The 15,663-nt window shown below is 71.1% G+C and carries 12 protein-coding genes and 1 pseudogene; 4 read left to right on the top strand and 9 right to left on the bottom strand.

The genetic code is table 11. From position 1 onward, the window contains the following. Positions 1–13: 13 nt before the first annotated feature. Positions 14–913 (bottom strand): D-alanyl-D-alanine carboxypeptidase family protein, encoded by a 900-nt coding sequence (locus GA0115234_RS30160; RefSeq protein WP_093547989.1) that lies wholly within the window; start codon positions 911–913, stop codon positions 14–16. A 257-nt stretch (positions 914–1,170) separates the two neighbouring features. Here GA0115234_RS30160 and GA0115234_RS30155 point away from each other — a divergent pair, with 257 nt between their 5' ends. Together GA0115234_RS30155 and GA0115234_RS30150 are read left to right on the top strand one after the other, a co-directional pair. Further along, positions 1,171–1,890, top strand: a complete 720-nt coding sequence (locus GA0115234_RS30155) for a GntR family transcriptional regulator (RefSeq protein WP_093548334.1) — start codon at positions 1,171–1,173, stop codon at positions 1,888–1,890. Beyond that, the gene (locus tag GA0115234_RS30150; protein ID WP_093547987.1) at positions 1,887–3,197 is read left to right on the top strand and encodes an MFS transporter; all 1,311 of its coding nucleotides are present in this window, start codon (positions 1,887–1,889) and stop codon (positions 3,195–3,197) included. The genes GA0115234_RS30155 and GA0115234_RS30150 overlap by 4 nt, the downstream gene beginning before the upstream one ends. A gap of 105 nt (positions 3,198–3,302) precedes the next feature. Here GA0115234_RS30150 and GA0115234_RS30145 read toward each other — a convergent pair whose 3' ends face one another. Then, positions 3,303–4,127 (bottom strand): maleylpyruvate isomerase family mycothiol-dependent enzyme, encoded by an 825-nt coding sequence (locus tag GA0115234_RS30145; protein ID WP_093547985.1) that lies wholly within the window; start codon positions 4,125–4,127, stop codon positions 3,303–3,305. Positions 4,128–4,305: 178 nt separating this feature from the next. Between GA0115234_RS30145 and GA0115234_RS30140 the strand changes: the two genes are divergently transcribed. Then, a complete protein-coding gene (locus GA0115234_RS30140) occupies positions 4,306–5,103 on the top strand; it encodes a carbon-nitrogen family hydrolase (protein ID WP_093547983.1) in 798 nt (265 codons plus the stop codon). A 56-nt stretch (positions 5,104–5,159) separates the two neighbouring features. On the opposite strand, the gene GA0115234_RS30135 is transcribed toward GA0115234_RS30140, so the two are convergent. After that, positions 5,160–5,651: an LURP-one-related/scramblase family protein gene (locus GA0115234_RS30135; RefSeq protein WP_093547981.1), complete on the bottom strand. Its 492-nt coding sequence runs from the start codon at positions 5,649–5,651 to the stop codon at positions 5,160–5,162. 64 nt (positions 5,652–5,715) lie between these two features. Here GA0115234_RS30135 and GA0115234_RS30130 point away from each other — a divergent pair, with 64 nt between their 5' ends. Beyond that, on the top strand, positions 5,716–7,542 hold the full coding sequence (locus GA0115234_RS30130) for an NHL domain-containing thioredoxin family protein (protein ID WP_093547979.1): 1,827 nt from the start codon (positions 5,716–5,718) through the stop codon (positions 7,540–7,542). Between the two features lie 45 nt (positions 7,543–7,587). Here the strand turns inward: GA0115234_RS30130 and GA0115234_RS30125 are convergent, their stop codons facing one another. The 6 genes and pseudogenes from GA0115234_RS30125 to GA0115234_RS30100 form a co-directional block, all read right to left on the bottom strand. Next, positions 7,588–10,494 (bottom strand): AfsR/SARP family transcriptional regulator, encoded by a 2,907-nt coding sequence (locus GA0115234_RS30125; protein WP_093547977.1) that lies wholly within the window; start codon positions 10,492–10,494, stop codon positions 7,588–7,590. A gap of 129 nt (positions 10,495–10,623) precedes the next feature. After that, a complete protein-coding gene (locus GA0115234_RS30120; RefSeq protein WP_093547975.1) occupies positions 10,624–10,845 on the bottom strand; it encodes a DUF6458 family protein in 222 nt (73 codons plus the stop codon). A gap of 104 nt (positions 10,846–10,949) precedes the next feature. Next, positions 10,950–12,248, bottom strand: a complete 1,299-nt coding sequence (locus GA0115234_RS30115) for a M18 family aminopeptidase (RefSeq protein WP_093547973.1) — start codon at positions 12,246–12,248, stop codon at positions 10,950–10,952. A 97-nt stretch (positions 12,249–12,345) separates the two neighbouring features. Beyond that, entirely contained in the window at positions 12,346–13,023 is a 678-nt protein-coding gene (locus tag GA0115234_RS30110) for a hypothetical protein (RefSeq protein WP_093547971.1), read from the bottom strand. A gap of 71 nt (positions 13,024–13,094) precedes the next feature. Then, positions 13,095–13,719, bottom strand: a pseudogene (locus GA0115234_RS30105) (Uma2 family endonuclease). Positions 13,720–13,818: 99 nt separating this feature from the next. Then, on the bottom strand, positions 13,819–15,645 hold the full coding sequence (locus GA0115234_RS30100; protein ID WP_093547969.1) for an acyl-CoA dehydrogenase: 1,827 nt from the start codon (positions 15,643–15,645) through the stop codon (positions 13,819–13,821). Positions 15,646–15,663: the final 18 nt, after the last annotated feature.

Here is a 15,663-nt window from a genome sequence, read left to right as displayed (position 1 = left end):
GTGCCGGTCCGGGCTACTTCTTGAAGGAGTAGTCCATGATCTTCTTCATGTCCGCCGTGCGGTTGGTCGCGTTCGTGGACGCGAGCACCGTGCCGACGATCGTCTTGCTGCCGCGGGTCGCGGCGAAGACCAGGCAGTACTTGGCGGACGGGCCGGAGCCGGTCTTGATGCCGATGGCGCCGCTGTAGCTGCTGAGCATGTTGTTGGTGTTGGACCACGTCATGTAGCGGTAGCCGCCGGACTTCGTGGTGACCTTCTGCTTGGTCGACTTGGTCTTGACGACCGTGCGGAAGGTGGAGTTCTTCATCGCGTTGCTGGCGAGCTTCGTCAGGTCGCGCGGGGTCGAGTAGTTCGAACCATTCCCTATGCCGTCGAACGAGTCGAAGTGGGTGTTCTTCAGCCCGAGGGACTTGGCCTGGGCGTTCATCTTGCCGATGAACGACTTCACGCGGGCCGCGCGGGTCGAGCCGGAGCCGAACTTGTCGGCCAGCGCGTAGGCGGCGTCGCAGCCGGACGGCAGCATCAGGCCGTACAGCAGCTGGCGGACCGTGACCTTGTCGCCCACGATGAGGCGGGCCGACGAGGCGCCCTTGGAGACGATGTAGTCGCTGTACGCCTTCTGAACCGTGACCTTGGAATCCAGGTTCAGGTTCTTCTGCGCCAGCACGACGTTCGCCGTCATGATCTTGGTGGTGGAACCCGTGGAACGACGGGTGTCCGCAGCCTTGGAGAACAGGGCCTTCGAGGTGCCGTTGTTCATCGTGAAACCGCCCGCGGCGGTGATCTTGGGGGTGGGCAGCGTGGCGGCCTGCGCGGTGGAGGCGAACGCGCTGCCGGCGATGACGGCACCTGCCGTCAGGGCCACGGTGGCAGTGGCGGTGGCGCGGCTTATGCCCTTAATGCCGATTTTCAACTTGAATGCTCCAAATGCCCCTGGAATGCGGCCACATGAGGGTGCCGCTCGGTGGTGAGACTCATGAGGGCGGGGGATGGATGTGCTGATTCCTGGGGCAATTTCGGGGCTACGGGTGATTCCGGTCGTGATCGGTGGTGCGGTAGCGCAGTAGTGCGGAGGTGCGGCGGTGCGTCGGTGCGCCCCGGAGCGGGCGGGCTTCTGTCCGGATGACGGAATGGTTCGCGATGCACGCATCTTGTATCTATGCTGTGTACATGCCTGCCGCACCCCCAGCCGTGAAGCCTGTCGCGAAGTCCGCCGTGAAGTCGTCCATGAAGCCTGCTGTGAAGGCCGCTGTGAAGCAGCCGCCTGCCGCCGAGCGCGTGTACACCCACGTAAAAGGGGCGGTCCTCGACCGTCGTTACGAGGGCGGCACGCTGCTGACCGAAGGGGATCTCGCCGAGGCCGTCGGCGTTTCCCGTACGCCGGTGCGCGAGGCCCTGCTGCGGCTGGAGGTCGAGGGGCTGATCAAGCTGTACCCGAAGAAGGGCGCGCTCGTCCTCGCCGTCTCCGCGCAGGAGATCGCGGACGTGGTGGAGACCCGGCTGCTCGTCGAGGAATTCGCGGCCCGCAAGGCCGTGCCCGCCTCCGCGCAGCTGATCGGCCGGCTCGAAGAGCTCCTGGAGGAGCAGCGGCGGCTGGCCGAGGCGGGGGACCTGGCGGAGGTGTCCGTGAAGGACCGCTGCTTCCACGCCGAGATCGTGCGCAACGCGGGCAACGACATCCTCTCGCGCCTCTACGACCAGCTGCGCGACCGGCAGCTGCGGATGGGCGTCGCCGTGATGGAGGCGCACCCGGGGAGGATCGCCGCCAACATCACCGAGCACGGCGAGCTGCTGGAGGCGATCAGAGCGGGGGACGCGGAGGGTGCCGCGCAGGTCGTGCGGCGCCATGTCAGCCGGGTCAAGGTGCTGGTCAGGGGTGAGGACCGGTGAGTTCTGCCGCCGCTCCCACCCTGTCCCTGCCCGGCGATCCACCCGGCGGCCGACGTGCCGCATGGGTCTGGGGCATCGGCGTCGCCGTCTACTTCGTCGCCATCATCTTCCGCACCAGCCTGGGCGTCGCCGGGCTGGACGCCGCCGACCGGTTCCACGTCAACGCCTCCGCGCTCTCCACGTTCTCCATACTCCAGCTGCTCGTCTACGCGGGCATGCAGATACCCGTCGGCCTGATGGTCGACCGGCTCGGCACCAAGAAGGTCCTCACCCTCGGGGCCGTCCTGTTCACCCTCGGGCAGCTCGGCTTCGCGCTCTCCCCCTCGTACGGCATGGCACTGGCGTCCAGGGCGCTGCTCGGCTGCGGTGACGCGATGACGTTCATCAGCGTGCTGCGGCTCGGCGCCCGCTGGTTCCCGGCCCGGCGCGGCCCGCTGATCGGCCAGGTCGCGGCGCTCTTCGGGATGGCGGGCAACCTCGTCTCGACGCTCTTCATCGCACGGGCCCTGCATGGATTCGGCTGGACCACCACGTTCGCCGGCAGCTCGGTCGCCGGGGTCGTCGTCCTCGTCCTGCTGCTGCTCTTCCTGAAGGACCACCCCGAGGGCCACGAGCCGCCGCCCGCCGAGCACGCGGGCGCCGCCTATGTGCGCAAGCAGATCGCCGCCTCCTGGCGGGAGCCCGGCACCCGGCTCGGCATGTGGGTGCACTTCACCACGCAGTTCCCGGCCATGGTGTTCCTGCTGCTCTGGGGGCTGCCGTTCCTGGTGGAGGCACAGGGGCTCAGCCGCTCCACCGCCGGAGAGCTGCTCACCCTGGTGGTGCTCTCCAACATGGCTTTCGGGCTGGTCTACGGGCAGATCATCGCCCGCCACCACGCGGCCCGTGCCCCGCTGGCCCTCGGCACGGTGACGGTGACGGCGCTGCTCTGGGCGTCGGCCATCTTCTACCCGGGCGACCATGCGCCGATGTGGCTGCTGATCGTGCTGTGCGTGGTGCTCGGCGCGTGCGGTCCGGCCTCGATGATCGGCTTCGACTTCGCCCGCCCGGCCAACCCGCCGGAGCGCCAGGGCACCGCCTCGGGCATCGTCAACATGGGCGGTTTCATCGCCTCGATGACCACGCTGTTCGCCGTCGGTGTGCTGCTGGACGCGACGGACGACAACTACCGGATCGCGTTCGCCTCGGTCTTCGTGCTGGAGGCGCTCGGCGTCTCGCAGATCCTGCGGCTGCACTCCAGGGCCACGCACCGCGAGCGGAACCACCATGTGGTCAGCCGCGTGGAAGCCGTGCACGTGCCGGTGTGACCGCGCACCGCGCCGGGCCGGCGGCGCGCCCGTCCTCCGTGCGACGGGCGCCGCCGGTCATGGCGTCACAGCCTTATGACGTCACTGCTCTACGACGTCAGAGCCCTACGGCGTCACGGCGAAGTTCTGCAGGATCGCCGTCGCCAGCTCCTCGTCGCCCTCGACCTTGATCCGCTCGGCGACCGCACCCGCGCGCACCCGCCCGCAGGCGAGGAGGAAGTACGTCTCCCAGTCCATCGCCAGCGTCACCAGGGGCCCGAGCGACGGCGAACCGTCCACCGAACCGCGCCCCTCCGCGTCGACCCTGACGGTGCGCAGGAATTCCAGCGGCCCGTGCACATCGAGCACGATCGCCGAATTCGCCGGTGCTCCCGCGTCCTTGGCGACCACCTTCGGCAGCGCCTCCAGCAGGGTGTCCCGCACGATCGTGGCGCCGGGGGAGTCCAGATTGCCGGGCCGGCCCAGCGTCGCCCGGAGGTCCTGCTCATGCACCCAGACGTCGAAGGCGCGCATCCGCAGCGCCAGTTCGAGGGTCTGCTCGGCGCCGAGCGGTGCCCGGACCATGGTCTCGGGAGCACGGCTCTCGTTGCGCAGCTGACGTGCGCGGCGAATGATCGTGTACTCCAGCTCGGAGGTCATCTCCGGTGCGGTGTGGTGGCGCCGCACATCGACCTGCATCTCCATGTACCGGGCGAAGTCGTTCTGTACGTGGTACAGGTCGCGCGGCAGCGTGTGGATCGGACGCGGGTCGCCGAGCTGCTCGGACTCCATGCCGATGACGTGCGAGACGATGTCGCGCACCGACCAGGCGGGGCATGGCGTACGGCGGTTCCACTCTCCCTCGGCGAGCGGCTTCACCAGCTCGGCTATCGACTCGATGGAGTGGGTCCAGGCATCGGCGTAGGTCTGGAGGCTGGGATGGACGGTCACGGGACCCCTCGTGCGGTTCTGCGGTGCATGGGCTGAAGAAGCTGGGCGCGGACGGCGGGCGGCGGGCTGCGTGGGAGGTTCGGTCGCTAAGTTACGCTGCGAGCAGGCACCCCGGCAGTGCTTTCGTGTGACGATCGTAGGCCCGTGTTGACGGCTCGAATGCCAGGACGGTGGTAGTGTGCGCGCCTCCCTCATCCAGATCGCAGTAGACCCGGACGAATCCGTCAACGCCCGTAGACAGCGTGCGGCTTCGCTGATCGCGGCCCGGCGCGGCGCTGATCTGGTGGTCCTTCCCGAGCTCTGGCCGGTCGGCGCCTTCGCGTACACCGACTTCGAGAACGAGGCCGAACCGCTCCAGGGGCCCACCCACGACATCATGGCGAAGGCCGCGGCCGACGCCGGGGTCTGGCTGCACGCGGGCTCCTTCGTCGAGCGGGCCCCGGACGGCACCCTCTACAACACCTCGCTCGTCTTCACGCCCGAGGGCGAGCGGGCCGCCGCGTACCGCAAGATCCACCGCTTCGGCTTCGACCAGGGCGAGGCGGTCATGATGGGCGCCGGCGAGGAGCTGGTCACGGTCGCCCTGCCGCAGACCACGATCGGCCTCGCCACCTGCTACGACCTGCGCTTCCCGGAGATGTTCCGCGGCCTGGTCGACGCGGGCGCCGGGACGCTGATCGTCGCGGCCGGCTGGCCCGAGCGGCGCCGCGCCCACTGGACGCTGCTGGCCCAGGCCCGCGCCGTCGAGAACCAGTCGTACGTCCTGGCCGTCGGCACCGCGGGCACCCACGCCGGAATCCAGCAGGCCGGGCACAGCATCGTCGTCGACCCGTGGGGCGAGGTGCTCGCGGAGGCGGGCGCGGACGAGGAGGTGCTCGACGTGGAGTTCGACCCGGCGAAGGTGGCGGCGACCCGCGAGCAGTTCCCGGCCCTCAAGGACCGCCGCCTGGGACTGGCCCCGCCCAGGCTCCGATAGGACCGCTTCGTTTCACGTGAAACCGGGGCGGGTCAGTCCTCGCGCTCCTTCCGCGCTCAGTCCTCGCGTTCCTTCTCCGCGAGCACGATGACGCAGATCGAGACGGCGATGAGCAGCGCCGTATCGGCGTCCTCCCGTACGACGTCGATGCCGTAGGTGTCCCGTACGGTCAGCCAGCGCCGGGAGATCTGGGCCAGCAGCTCCCCGTCGTAGTCGATGGCGAACTCGCGGTCCAGGATCTTGCCGCTGACATCGAGCTCGGTGCCGTCGACCAGCGTGACCCGGTAGTGGTTGCGCAGCAGCGACAGCCGCTTCCGCCTGATCGTGGCGAGCTGTTCGCCGTCGCGCTCGATGAGCATCGTGTCGCGCAGGCTGAGCAGCTTCTGCCGGATCTCGACCAGGATCCGGCCCTGGGCGTCCTTCAGCTCGAAGGTGTCCCGCACCCGCATGGCCTTGCCGTCGACGAGGAAGACCTTGCGGCCGTCCGTGTCCTCGATCCAGTAGTCGTCACCGATGGCGAAGAGTCGTTCACGCACCAGGAATCTCATGGCTCACAGGTTCCCCGAGGTCCCTGCGGAATGCGTGGACGCCACGGTGATGTTGACTGTTGGCATGGCAACACGTGCGCGCGTCAGGGCCCCCGAGCTGGTCGGCAAGGGCGGCTGGCTCAATACAGGCGACCAGCAGTACACCCTCGCTGACCTGCGAGGACGCATTGTGGTCCTGGATTTCTGGACCTTCTGCTGTGTGAACTGTCTGCATGTCCTCGATGAGCTGCGCGAGCTGGAGGAGAAGCACCGCGACACCCTGGTGATCATCGGGGTGCACTCGCCGAAGTTCGTCCACGAGGCCGAGCACCAGGCCGTCGTCGACGCCGTCGAGCGGTACGGGGTCCACCACCCGGTCCTCGACGATCCGGAACTGGCGACCTGGAAGCAGTACGCGGTACGGGCCTGGCCCACGCTCGTCGTCATCGACCCCGAGGGCTATGTCGTCGCCCAGCACGCCGGCGAGGGCCACGCCCACGCCATCGAGAAGCTGGTCGAGGAGCTGGAGGCCGAGCACGCGGCGAAGGGCACGCTGCGTCGCGGCGACGGCCCCTATGTCGCGCCCGAACCGGTCGCCACGCACCTGCGCTTCCCCGGCAAGGCGCTGCTCCTGCCCGAGGGCGGCTTCCTGGTCTCCGACACCACCCGCCACCGGCTGGTCGAGCTCGCCCCGGACGGCGAGACGGTGCGCCGCCACATCGGTACGGGCGAACGGGGCTTCGCCGACGGCGGGCCCGACGAGGCACGGTTCTCCGAGCCGCAGGGCCTCGCCGTGCTGCCCGACGGCCGGATCGCCGTCGCCGACACGGTCAACCACGCCCTCCGCGCCCTCGACCCCGCCACCGGTGCGGTCACGACGCTCGCCGGCACCGGCCGCCAGTGGTGGCAGGGCTCGCCGACGTCCGGACCGGCCCGCGAGGTCGACCTCTCCTCGCCCTGGGACATCGCCTGGTTCGCGGACCGGCTGTGGATCGCCATGGCGGGCGTGCACCAGCTGTGGACGTACGACCCCGCGACGGGGACCGTCCGGGTCGCGGCGGGTACGACCAACGAGGGCCTGGTCGACGGGAAGGCCGACGAGGCCTGGTTCGCCCAGCCGTCCGGGCTCGCCGCGTCCGTCGACGGGGAGCGGCTCTGGGTCGCCGACTCGGAGACGTCCGCCCTGCGGTACGTCGAGCACGAGGGCGACGGCTTCACCGTCCGTACGGCCGTCGGCACCGGACTCTTCGACTTCGGGCACCGCGACGGCGCCGCCGCACAGGCCCTGTTCCAGCACCCGCTGGGTGTGACCGCGCTGCCCGACGGATCCGTCGCCGTCTGCGACACGTACAACCACGCGCTGCGGCGCTACGAGCCCGGGAGCGGTGAGGTCACCACCCTGGCCACGGATCTGCGCGAGCCCAGTGACGCCGTGCTGGTCGACGGCGATCTCGTCGTCATCGAGTCCGCCCGCCACCGGCTGACCCGGCTGCGGCTCCCCGAGGAGGCCGTGCGCGTCGCCGACCGGGCGCACCGCACCCGGCGCGCGGCCACCGCGATCGCGCCGGGCACGCTCCGGCTCGATGTGGTCTTCCAGGCCCCCGCCGGGCAGAAGCTCGACACCCGGTACGGCCCCTCGACCCGGCTGCTGGTCTCGGCGACCCCGCCGGAGCTGCTGGCCGGGGGCGCGGGCCCCGGCACCGATCTCTTCCGCGACCTGGTCCTCGCCGAAGGCATCACCGAGGGTGTCCTGCACGTCTCGGCGATGGCGGCGTCCTGCGACGACGACCCGTCGAACGAGTACCCCGCCTGCCATGTCCACCAGCAGGACTGGGGCGTCCCCGTCCGGGTCGGCCCGGACGGAACGGCCCGGCTGCCGCTGGTGCTGGCGGGCATGGACGAGCAGGCGTAGGGGCCGAGCCCCGGGTGCGGGCACAGGGCCCGCCCCCGGGAGGGGTCACCCGTCGTCGTTGAGCCGGCTGACCGCTTCCTCGTACCGCTTGCGGTACTCCGGCTCGGCCGTCACCCGCAGCAGCGCCTGGAGGGCCCGCACCGCGCCCTCGTCGTAACCGGCGCGCTCCGCCTCCCCGGCCGCCCGGTCCAGCAGCAGGATCCCCTCGCTCTCCTCGCCGAGCGCCAGCCGGGCCTCGCCGCTGGTGCTCAGCAGCAGCACCCGGCGGGCGATCTCCTCGTGCTCGGGCCCGAGGTCGAGCGCGGTCCGGACGGACGCGAGGGCCTCGTGCGGCCGGTTCGCGGTCAGCTGCATCCGGGCGAGGTGCTGGAGCGCCAGCATCTCGGTGTGCGCGTCCCGTTCCTCGCGGGCCAGGCCGACCGCGCGCCCGCAGTCCTCCAGGGCCGTGTCCAGCTCCCCCTGCTCGGCCTGGACGACGGCGAGGTTGATCAGCGCCGTCGCCTCGCCGAGCCGGTCACCGGCCTGCCGGGCCAGCGCGGGCGAGCGCTCCAGCAGGGCGATGGCCTCGGCGGCCCTGCCCTCCTCGGTCAGCACCCAGCCCAGCAGGTTGAGCACCCTCGACTCGGCGTACGCGTCGTCCTGGGCGCGGGCGGAGTCCAGCGCCAGTTCCAGCAGCGGTGACCAGTTGTCCCGCACCCGCCACACCACCTGCGGCCACTGGAGCAGGATGATCCGCCAGGCCCGGTCGTGGAGACCGGCGGTCCGGGCGGCGTCGGCGGCCAGCGCCAGATCGTCGCGTTCGGTGGCCAGCCAGTGCATCGCCGTCGCCCGGTCGACGAAGTCCCGCACGGCGACCGGGCGGCGGTAGTCCTCCGGCAGGACGAAGCAGGGCTCGCCGCCCGGCTCGGCCGTGTCGGCGGCGGCGAGCGCGGTGGCGATGTAGTGGTCGAGGACGCCGGTGAGCGCTTCGGGCCCGCCCTCGGGCTCCATGCCGCGGGCGTAGAGGCGCACCAGATCGTGCAGCACCCAGCGTCCGGGCGCAGCCTCGGTGACGAGATGGGCGGCGGCGAGCCGCTCCAGCGCCGCTGTGGCGACGACCGGGTCGGTGCCCGCGAGGGCGGCCGCCGTGTACGGGTCGAAGTGGCTGCCGGGGTGGTGGCCGAGCCGGGCGAGCTGGTGCACGGCGTCCTGCGGCAGCTGCTGCACGGTCAGCCGCAGCGCGGCCGAGACACCGGTGTCGTCCACGTCGAGGTAGGTCAGCCGGCTGCGTTCGTCGGCCAGCTCGTCGGCGAGACCGGCCAGCGTCCAGCTCGGGCGCCCGGCCAGCCGGGCCGCGGTGACCCGGAGGGCGAGCGGCAGTCCGCCGCAGAGCTCGGCGAGCCGACGGGCCGCGACCGGTTCGGCGAGCACCCGGTCCTCACCGAGCACCCCGGCCAGCAGGGCCGTGCCGTCCGGCGGTTCGAGCACGTCGAGCGGTACGGGCCGGGCCGCGTCCGAGGCGATGAGGCCCTCCAGCCGGTGCCTGCTGGTGACCAGCGTGACGCAGTCGGTGCCACCCGGCAGCAGCGGCCGGACGGTGGCGGAATGGCGGGCGTTGTCGAGCACGACGAGCAGTCGGCGCCGGTCGGTCAGGGACCGGAAGAGCGCGGCCGCGGCCGCGGCGGACTCCGGGACGCGGCGGGGCGCGACGCCGAGCGCCAGCAGGAATTCGCGCAGCACCTCGACGAGCGCGGGCTCACCGGTGTCGCTGAACCCGCGCAGATCGGCGAAGAGCCGCCCGTCCGGGAAGGCGGCCGCGTTGCGGTGCGCCCACTGGAGGGCCAGCGCGGTCTTGCCGACCCCGGCCGGTCCGGTGACCAGACAGACGGGTGCCTCGCCCGCCGCGGCCCGGGTGAGCGCGGCCAGTTCGGCGCTCCGCCCCTGGAAGCCGCGGGGGGCGCGGGGCAGCAGATCGGTGGGGTGCGGCTCGCCCGCGAGGGACGGCACGGGGAGCGGGCGGGGCGGTGCGGGGCTGGGGGCGCCGCCCAGGTCGCCGGGCGGGCCGGGAGGTTCCGCCGTCGCTGTACCGGTCGGCCGGTCCGCCTGCACGGCGACGTCGCCGGAGGCGCCGCGGCTGCCGCCGTCGCCGCCGCTCGGGCGGACCGGGCCGCGTGCTGCCGTCCCCTGCCCGTCGGGCGCGTTCCGTCCGCCCTCGCGTCCGGCCTCCGGTCCGGGGTCGCCGCGCAGGATCAGCGCGTACGCGTCGGCGAGTTCGTGGCCCGGGTCGATCCCCAGCTCATCGGCGAGCAGCCGCCGGGTGCGGTGGAACCAGTCCAGCGCCTCCGACTGGCGCCCCGCCCGGTACAGCGCCGTCATCAGGGCCGCCGCCAGCGACTCCCGCATCGGGTGCGCGACGGCCTCCGCCCGCAGCACCGCCGCCGCCCGGTTGTGCTCCCCCAGCGCCGCGTAGGCGCGTGCCATCTGCTCGACCGTCGCCAGCCGCGACTCCTCCAGCGAATGCGCGGCCGCCTGGAGCGGCCGCCCGGCGAACGCGCCGCTGAGCGCCGGGCCCTGCCACAGGGACAGGGCCTCCTTGAACATCAGCACCGCGTCCGCCGGGCTGCGCTGCCCCCGTGCCAGCGTCAGCAACTCCTCGAAGCGCTGCGCGTCCAGCAGGGTCTCCGGCAGCCGCAGCACATACGCGTCGCCGAGCGTGACCAGCTCCACCCCGTACGCCTCCGCGTCCGCGCCCACCAGCAGGGCGCGCAGCCGGGACACATGGCCCTGGATGACGCTGCGGGCGTGCAGCGGCGGTGTGTCGTCCCACAGGGAGTCCGTCAGCCTGGCGATGGAGACGGGGGTGTTGGCGGACAGCAGCAGCGCGGCGAGCAGGCTGCGGCGCTTGGCGGGGCCGAGCGGCAGTGGCCCGGTGAACGTGTCGACGGAGACGGTGCCGAGCAGCCGGAACTCCACGAGCGGCTTCCCTTCCGGGCGGGATGCGCCCGGGGTCGGGCACGGGAAAGTCCCAGAATATCGGGGGTGCCGGGAATCCGACGACGGGCCGCTTCAGGTCGTGGGGCGTGGTCCGGCGGACGCCGCGGGTCACGGGTAGTGGCGCTCGTCCTCGGATACGACGGTGGTGCTGGGCGGTACGACCATCCGGCGACGCCGCGCGATGCTCGCGTAGACGACGACCCCGATGATGCCGACGATCATCATGATCCAGCCGACCAGGTCGACGTCGACGGTGTCCATTTTCCAGTCGGTGGCGAAGGCCAGTATCGCCCCGGCCCCGATGAGGATGATGCATCCTCCGATTCCCATGAGTTCCGCCTCCTCGACGGCCCGGCGGTTCCGGGCCGGTGTACGGATCGCGTACCCGGCCCGGCGTCGGCCATGCCCGGGGGCACGGCGGGGGCCCGGCGGGCTCAGCCCGCCAGGAACGCCGCCACCGCGTTGGCCAGCAGATACGGGTCGTCCGCCCCGCACAGCTCACGGGCGCTGTGCATCGACAGGATCGCGACGCCGATGTCCACGGTCTGGATGCCGTGCCGGGCGGCGGTGATCGGGCCGATCGTGGTGCCGCACGGCATCGAGTTGTTGGAGACGAACGTCTGCCACGGCACGTCCGCCTTCTGGCACGCCGCCGCGAACACGGCCCGGCCGCTGCCGTCGGTCGCGTACCGCATATTGACGTTGACCTTGAGGATCGGTCCGCCGTTGACCACCGGGTGGTGGGTCGGGTCGTGGCGCTCGGCGTAGTTGGGGTGGACCGCGTGACCGGTGTCGGAGGAGAGACAGACGGTTCCGGCGAAGGCGCGGGCGCGGTCCTCGTACGTCCCGCCGCGTGCGAAGACGGAGCGCTCCAGGACCGTGCCGAGCAGCGGGCCGTCGGCGCCGGTGTCGGACTGCGAGCCGTTCTCCTCGTGGTCGAAGGCGGCCATGACCGGGATGTACGGAAGCTCCTCGTCCGGCTGCCCGGCGACGGCGCCGAGCGCGGCGGCCGCGGCGTGCACGGAGAGCAGGTTGTCCATCCGGGGCCCGGCCAGCAGCTCACGGTCCCGGCCCAGATAGGCGGGCGGTTCGACGGGGTGCGGCATCAGGTCCCAGCCGGTCACGTCCTCGGCGTCGACGCCCGCCTCCTCGGCGACGAACCGGATCAGGTCGCCCTCCTCGACATCCCCGAGCCCCCAGATCGGCTGCATGTGCTTCTGCCGGTCGAGCTTGAGCCCGTCGGGGTTGGCCGACCGGTCCAGGTGCACGGCCAGCTGCGGTACGCGCAGCAGCGGCCGGTCGATGTTCACCAGCCGGTGCGTGCCGTCGCGCAGCGAGATCCGGCCGGCGAGACCGAGGTCCCGGTCGAGCCAGGTGTTGAGGAGCGTCCCGCCGTAGATCTCCACGGCGACCTGCCGCCAGCCGTACGCCCCGGTGTCGGGCAGCGGCTTGACCCGCAGGTTCGGCGAGTCGGTGTGCGCGCCGACGATCCGGAACGGGGTGTGCGCCGAGGCGCCCTCCGGCACGTACCAGGCCACGATCGCACCGCCGCGCAGGACGTACTTGCCCCCGCTGGTCCCGTCCCAGGCCGCGGTCTCCTCGACCTGCCGGAAACCGGCCTTCTCCAGCCGGGCGGCCGCGGTGGCCACGGCGTGGTACGGGGAGGGGGAGGCCATCAGGAAGGCCATCAGATCGTCGGTGTGCCCGCGGTCGAAGCGGAGGGAGGAACTCATGTTCTTCACTGTAACGAGGCCGGACCGGGCGGCCTCACCACCGTCGCGCGAGGGTGCCCGTTCACTGTCGGGGCAGGGCCGCGGAGGGTTTCTCGGCTCAGTGTCCGGGCAGGGCCGCGGAGGGCTTCTCGCCGTTCTGGGCCTGCTGGGCGCGCTCGGCGAACATGGTCGCGAACGCCTTGACCTCCTGGTCGGGAACGGCCGATGTGCCGTCGGTGCCGGTGCTGATGCCCAGGACGGTCGTCCCGACCCGGATCTGTGCGATCGTGCCCGGTCCGCCCATGGTGCCGACCGCCGCGCGGTTGGCCTCGCGCTCGGCGCCCGTGCTGCCGAGGTCCACCTTCCGGGCGTGCTGCCCGACCCGGTCCCCGCCGTACCACTTGATCAGGACGTCGTACGCGGCGTCCGCGGCCTTCTCGTCCTCATAGGCGAGGACCCAGAAATTCAGCGTGGTCCTGTCCGCCTTGCGCACGAAGGCGGACGAGCCCCAGGACGTGGCCGGCCGGCAGGCGGTCTCCCGCTGCTCCTTCGTCCGGGACACACAGACCGGCGGCGGGTTCTCGGGTATCGGCTTCAGGGCGGCGGGCTTCATGTACAGCCGCCAGCCCGGCGCGTCCTTCGCGTCCGGCAGCACCGAGGCGACCTGCCCCTTGCCGAGCGCCGCGGCCCCGGCCTCGTCGCCCCCGCTCCCGCAGCCCGCGAGCAGCAGCACCGCCGCCCCGGCCGCCAGGACCCCCCGGCCCCCTCGCGTACCCACGAAACCCTTGTCCCCCATGCGAAACCCGCCCCCTCCGGCTACCGGACGTCCGATCCTAGGGGGACGGGCGCCGCGGGGCGGGCCCAGGTCTACAGCCGGTCGATGGCGGTCAGGTCGATATCGATGTCGTACGGGTCGGACAGCTTCTGCCGGTCGTGGTGGACGCCGGTGGAGACGTACCTCTTGGTCACCTCGTCGCACTCGTACGTCCACACCGCGGGCCGGTCGTGCTCGCCGCTCATCTCGACCCGCCAGAAGTGCGGGATGCCCGCCGCCGCGTACTTGTGAGGCTTGGTGTCGCGGTGGCGGTCCTCGGAGTCGGGGGAGACCACCTCGACGGCGAGCAGGACGTCGGCGGCCTCGTAACGTGTTTGCCGCGGGCCTTCTACACCGTCGGCCTTCTCACCACGACGAGATCAGGTTCTGGGACATTGCGCTTACCGAGCACGACGGCCATCCCCCGGCGCACTCGCAGAGCCTCGGGGACGTGCTGGCGCAGCCCCTGTTCCGGCAGATACATCGCCAGCGTGTGAAAGTTCCGCTGCGGACTCACGAAACCAGGCTCCCGTCGATCAGCTCTGTGTGCGGCGGGAGATGAAGCGTGAAGAATTCGTCCACGGTGCAGCCGTCCTCAGGCGGGACCGGCCACTTGGAATCGTCGCGCCGCAGCTGCGACGCTTCGGGCAGTGCATCGGCGGTCATGGTTCCTCCCATGGAAGGGATTCCGGGCCGTGCACTCAGCCCATACGACAGCACCGCCACCCGAAAGCGTGTCCGGGTGACGGTGCGTGTTGACGATCTTGAACGGAGGGGCTAGAACGCGGCCTCGTCCAGCTCCATCAGGGAGTTGTCGACGGACTCGGCGAGCGCGCGCTCGGCCGAGACGCCCGGCAGGATGTTGGCGGCGAAGAACTTCGCGGCGGCGATCTTGCCCTGGTAGAAGGCGACGTCCTTCGCGGAGGCGGTCGGCAGCTTCTCGGCCGCGACGGCCGCGCCCTTGAGGAGCAGGTAGCCGACGACGACATCGCCGGAGGCCATCAGCAGGCGGGTGGTGTTGAGGCCCACCTTGTAGATGTTCTTGACGTCCTCGCCGGTCGCGGTGAGGTCGGTGATCATCGTGCCGACGATCGCCTCCAGGTCCACGGCAGCCTTGGCGAGCGAGTCCAGCGCACCGGCCAGCTCCTCGTTGCCCTGGGCGCCGGAGAGGAACTTCTTGATCTCCTCGGAGAGGGCGTTCAGCGAGGCGCCCTGGTCGCGGACGATCTTCCGGAAGAAGAAGTCCTGGCCCTGGATCGCCGTGGTGCCCTCGTACAGCGTGTCGATCTTGGCGTCACGGATGTACTGCTCGATCGGGTACTCCTGGAGGTACCCGGAGCCGCCGAAGGTCTGGAGCGACTGCGCCAGCTGTTCGTAGGACTTCTCGGAGCCGTAGCCCTTCACGATCGGGAGCAGCAGGTCGTTGAGGCCGTGCAGCGCCTTGGCGTCCTCGCCCGCGGCCTCCTTCTCCTGGATCGCGTCCTGGACGGTGGCGGTGTACAGCACCAGGGAGCGCATGCCCTCCGCGTACGCCTTCTGCGTCATGAGGGAGCGGCGCACGTCGGGGTGGTGCGTGATGGTGACCTTGGGGGCGGTCTTGTCCATGAACTGCGACAGGTCCGTGCCCTGGACGCGCTCCTTGGCGTACTCCAGCGCGTTCAGGTAGCCGGTCGACAGGGTGGCGATGGCCTTCGTGCCGACCATCATGCGGGCGAACTCGATGATGCGGAACATCTGGCGGATGCCGTCGTGCTTGTCGCCGATCAGCCAGCCCTTGGCGGGGTGCTGGTCGCCGAAGGTCATCTCGCAGGTGTTGGACGCCTTGAGGCCCATCTTGTGCTCGACGTTCGTCGCGTACACGCCGTTGCGCTCGCCCAGCTCGCCGGTGGTCCAGTCGAAGTGGAACTTCGGGACCATGAAGAGCGAGAGGCCCTTCGTGCCGGGGCCCGCGCCCTCGGGGCGGGCCAGCACGTAGTGGATGATGTTCTCGGACATGTCGTGCTCGCCCGAGGTGATGAAGCGCTTCACGCCCTCGATGTGCCAGGAGCCGTCCTCCTGCTCGACGGCCTTCGTACGGCCCGCGCCGACGTCGGAACCGGCGTCCGGCTCGGTCAGCACCATCGTCGAGCCCCACTGCTTCTCGACGGCGATCTCGGCGATCTTCTTCTGCGCCTCGTTGCCCTCGTCGAAGAGGATGCCGGCGAACGCCGGGCCGGAGGAGTACATCCACACGGCCGGGTTCGAGCCGAGCAGCAGCTCCGCGTAGCCCCAGATCAGGGAGCGCGGCGAGGTGGTGCCGCCGATCTCCTCGGGCAGGCCCAGGCGCCAGTACTCGGAGTCCATGAACGCCTGGTACGACTTCTTGAAGGTGGCCGGGACCGGCGCGGTGTTGGTCTCCGGGTCGAAGACCGGCGGATTGCGGTCGGCGTCCGCGAAGGAGTCGGCCAGCTCGTTCTCCGCGAGGCGGTTGACCTCGTCGAGGATGCTCTTCGCCGTCTCGACGTCCATCTCGGCGAACGGGCCGGTGCCGTACGTCTTGTCGCGCCCGAGGACCTCGAAGAGGTTGAACTCGATGTCGCGGAGATTCGACTTGTAGTGCCCCATGGGAAGGCTCCGTAATCA

It is taken from the genome of Streptomyces sp. DvalAA-43, assembly GCF_900091725.1.
Lineage (GTDB): Bacteria > Actinomycetota > Actinomycetes > Streptomycetales > Streptomycetaceae > Streptomyces > Streptomyces pulveraceus.
The sequence above is the reverse complement of the archived record's forward strand: the minus strand, read 5'-3'. Positions and strand labels throughout refer to the sequence as shown.

What these genes read in the sequence shown, in the direction of transcription:
- GA0115234_RS30155 (WP_093548334.1), top strand. Translation starts at nt 1,171, where the DNA reads ATGCCTGCCGCACCCCCAGCCGTGAAGCCTGTCGCGAAGTCCGCCGTG.
- GA0115234_RS30135 (WP_093547981.1), bottom strand. Translation starts at nt 5,651, where the DNA reads ATGAGATTCCTGGTGCGTGAACGACTCTTCGCCATCGGTGACGACTAC.
- GA0115234_RS30130 (WP_093547979.1), top strand. Translation starts at nt 5,716, where the DNA reads ATGGCAACACGTGCGCGCGTCAGGGCCCCCGAGCTGGTCGGCAAGGGC.
- GA0115234_RS30120 (WP_093547975.1), bottom strand. Translation starts at nt 10,845, where the DNA reads ATGGGAATCGGAGGATGCATCATCCTCATCGGGGCCGGGGCGATACTG.
- GA0115234_RS30115 (WP_093547973.1), bottom strand. Translation starts at nt 12,248, where the DNA reads ATGAGTTCCTCCCTCCGCTTCGACCGCGGGCACACCGACGATCTGATG.
- GA0115234_RS30110 (WP_093547971.1), bottom strand. Translation starts at nt 13,023, where the DNA reads ATGGGGGACAAGGGTTTCGTGGGTACGCGAGGGGGCCGGGGGGTCCTG.
- GA0115234_RS30100 (WP_093547969.1), bottom strand. Translation starts at nt 15,645, where the DNA reads ATGGGGCACTACAAGTCGAATCTCCGCGACATCGAGTTCAACCTCTTC.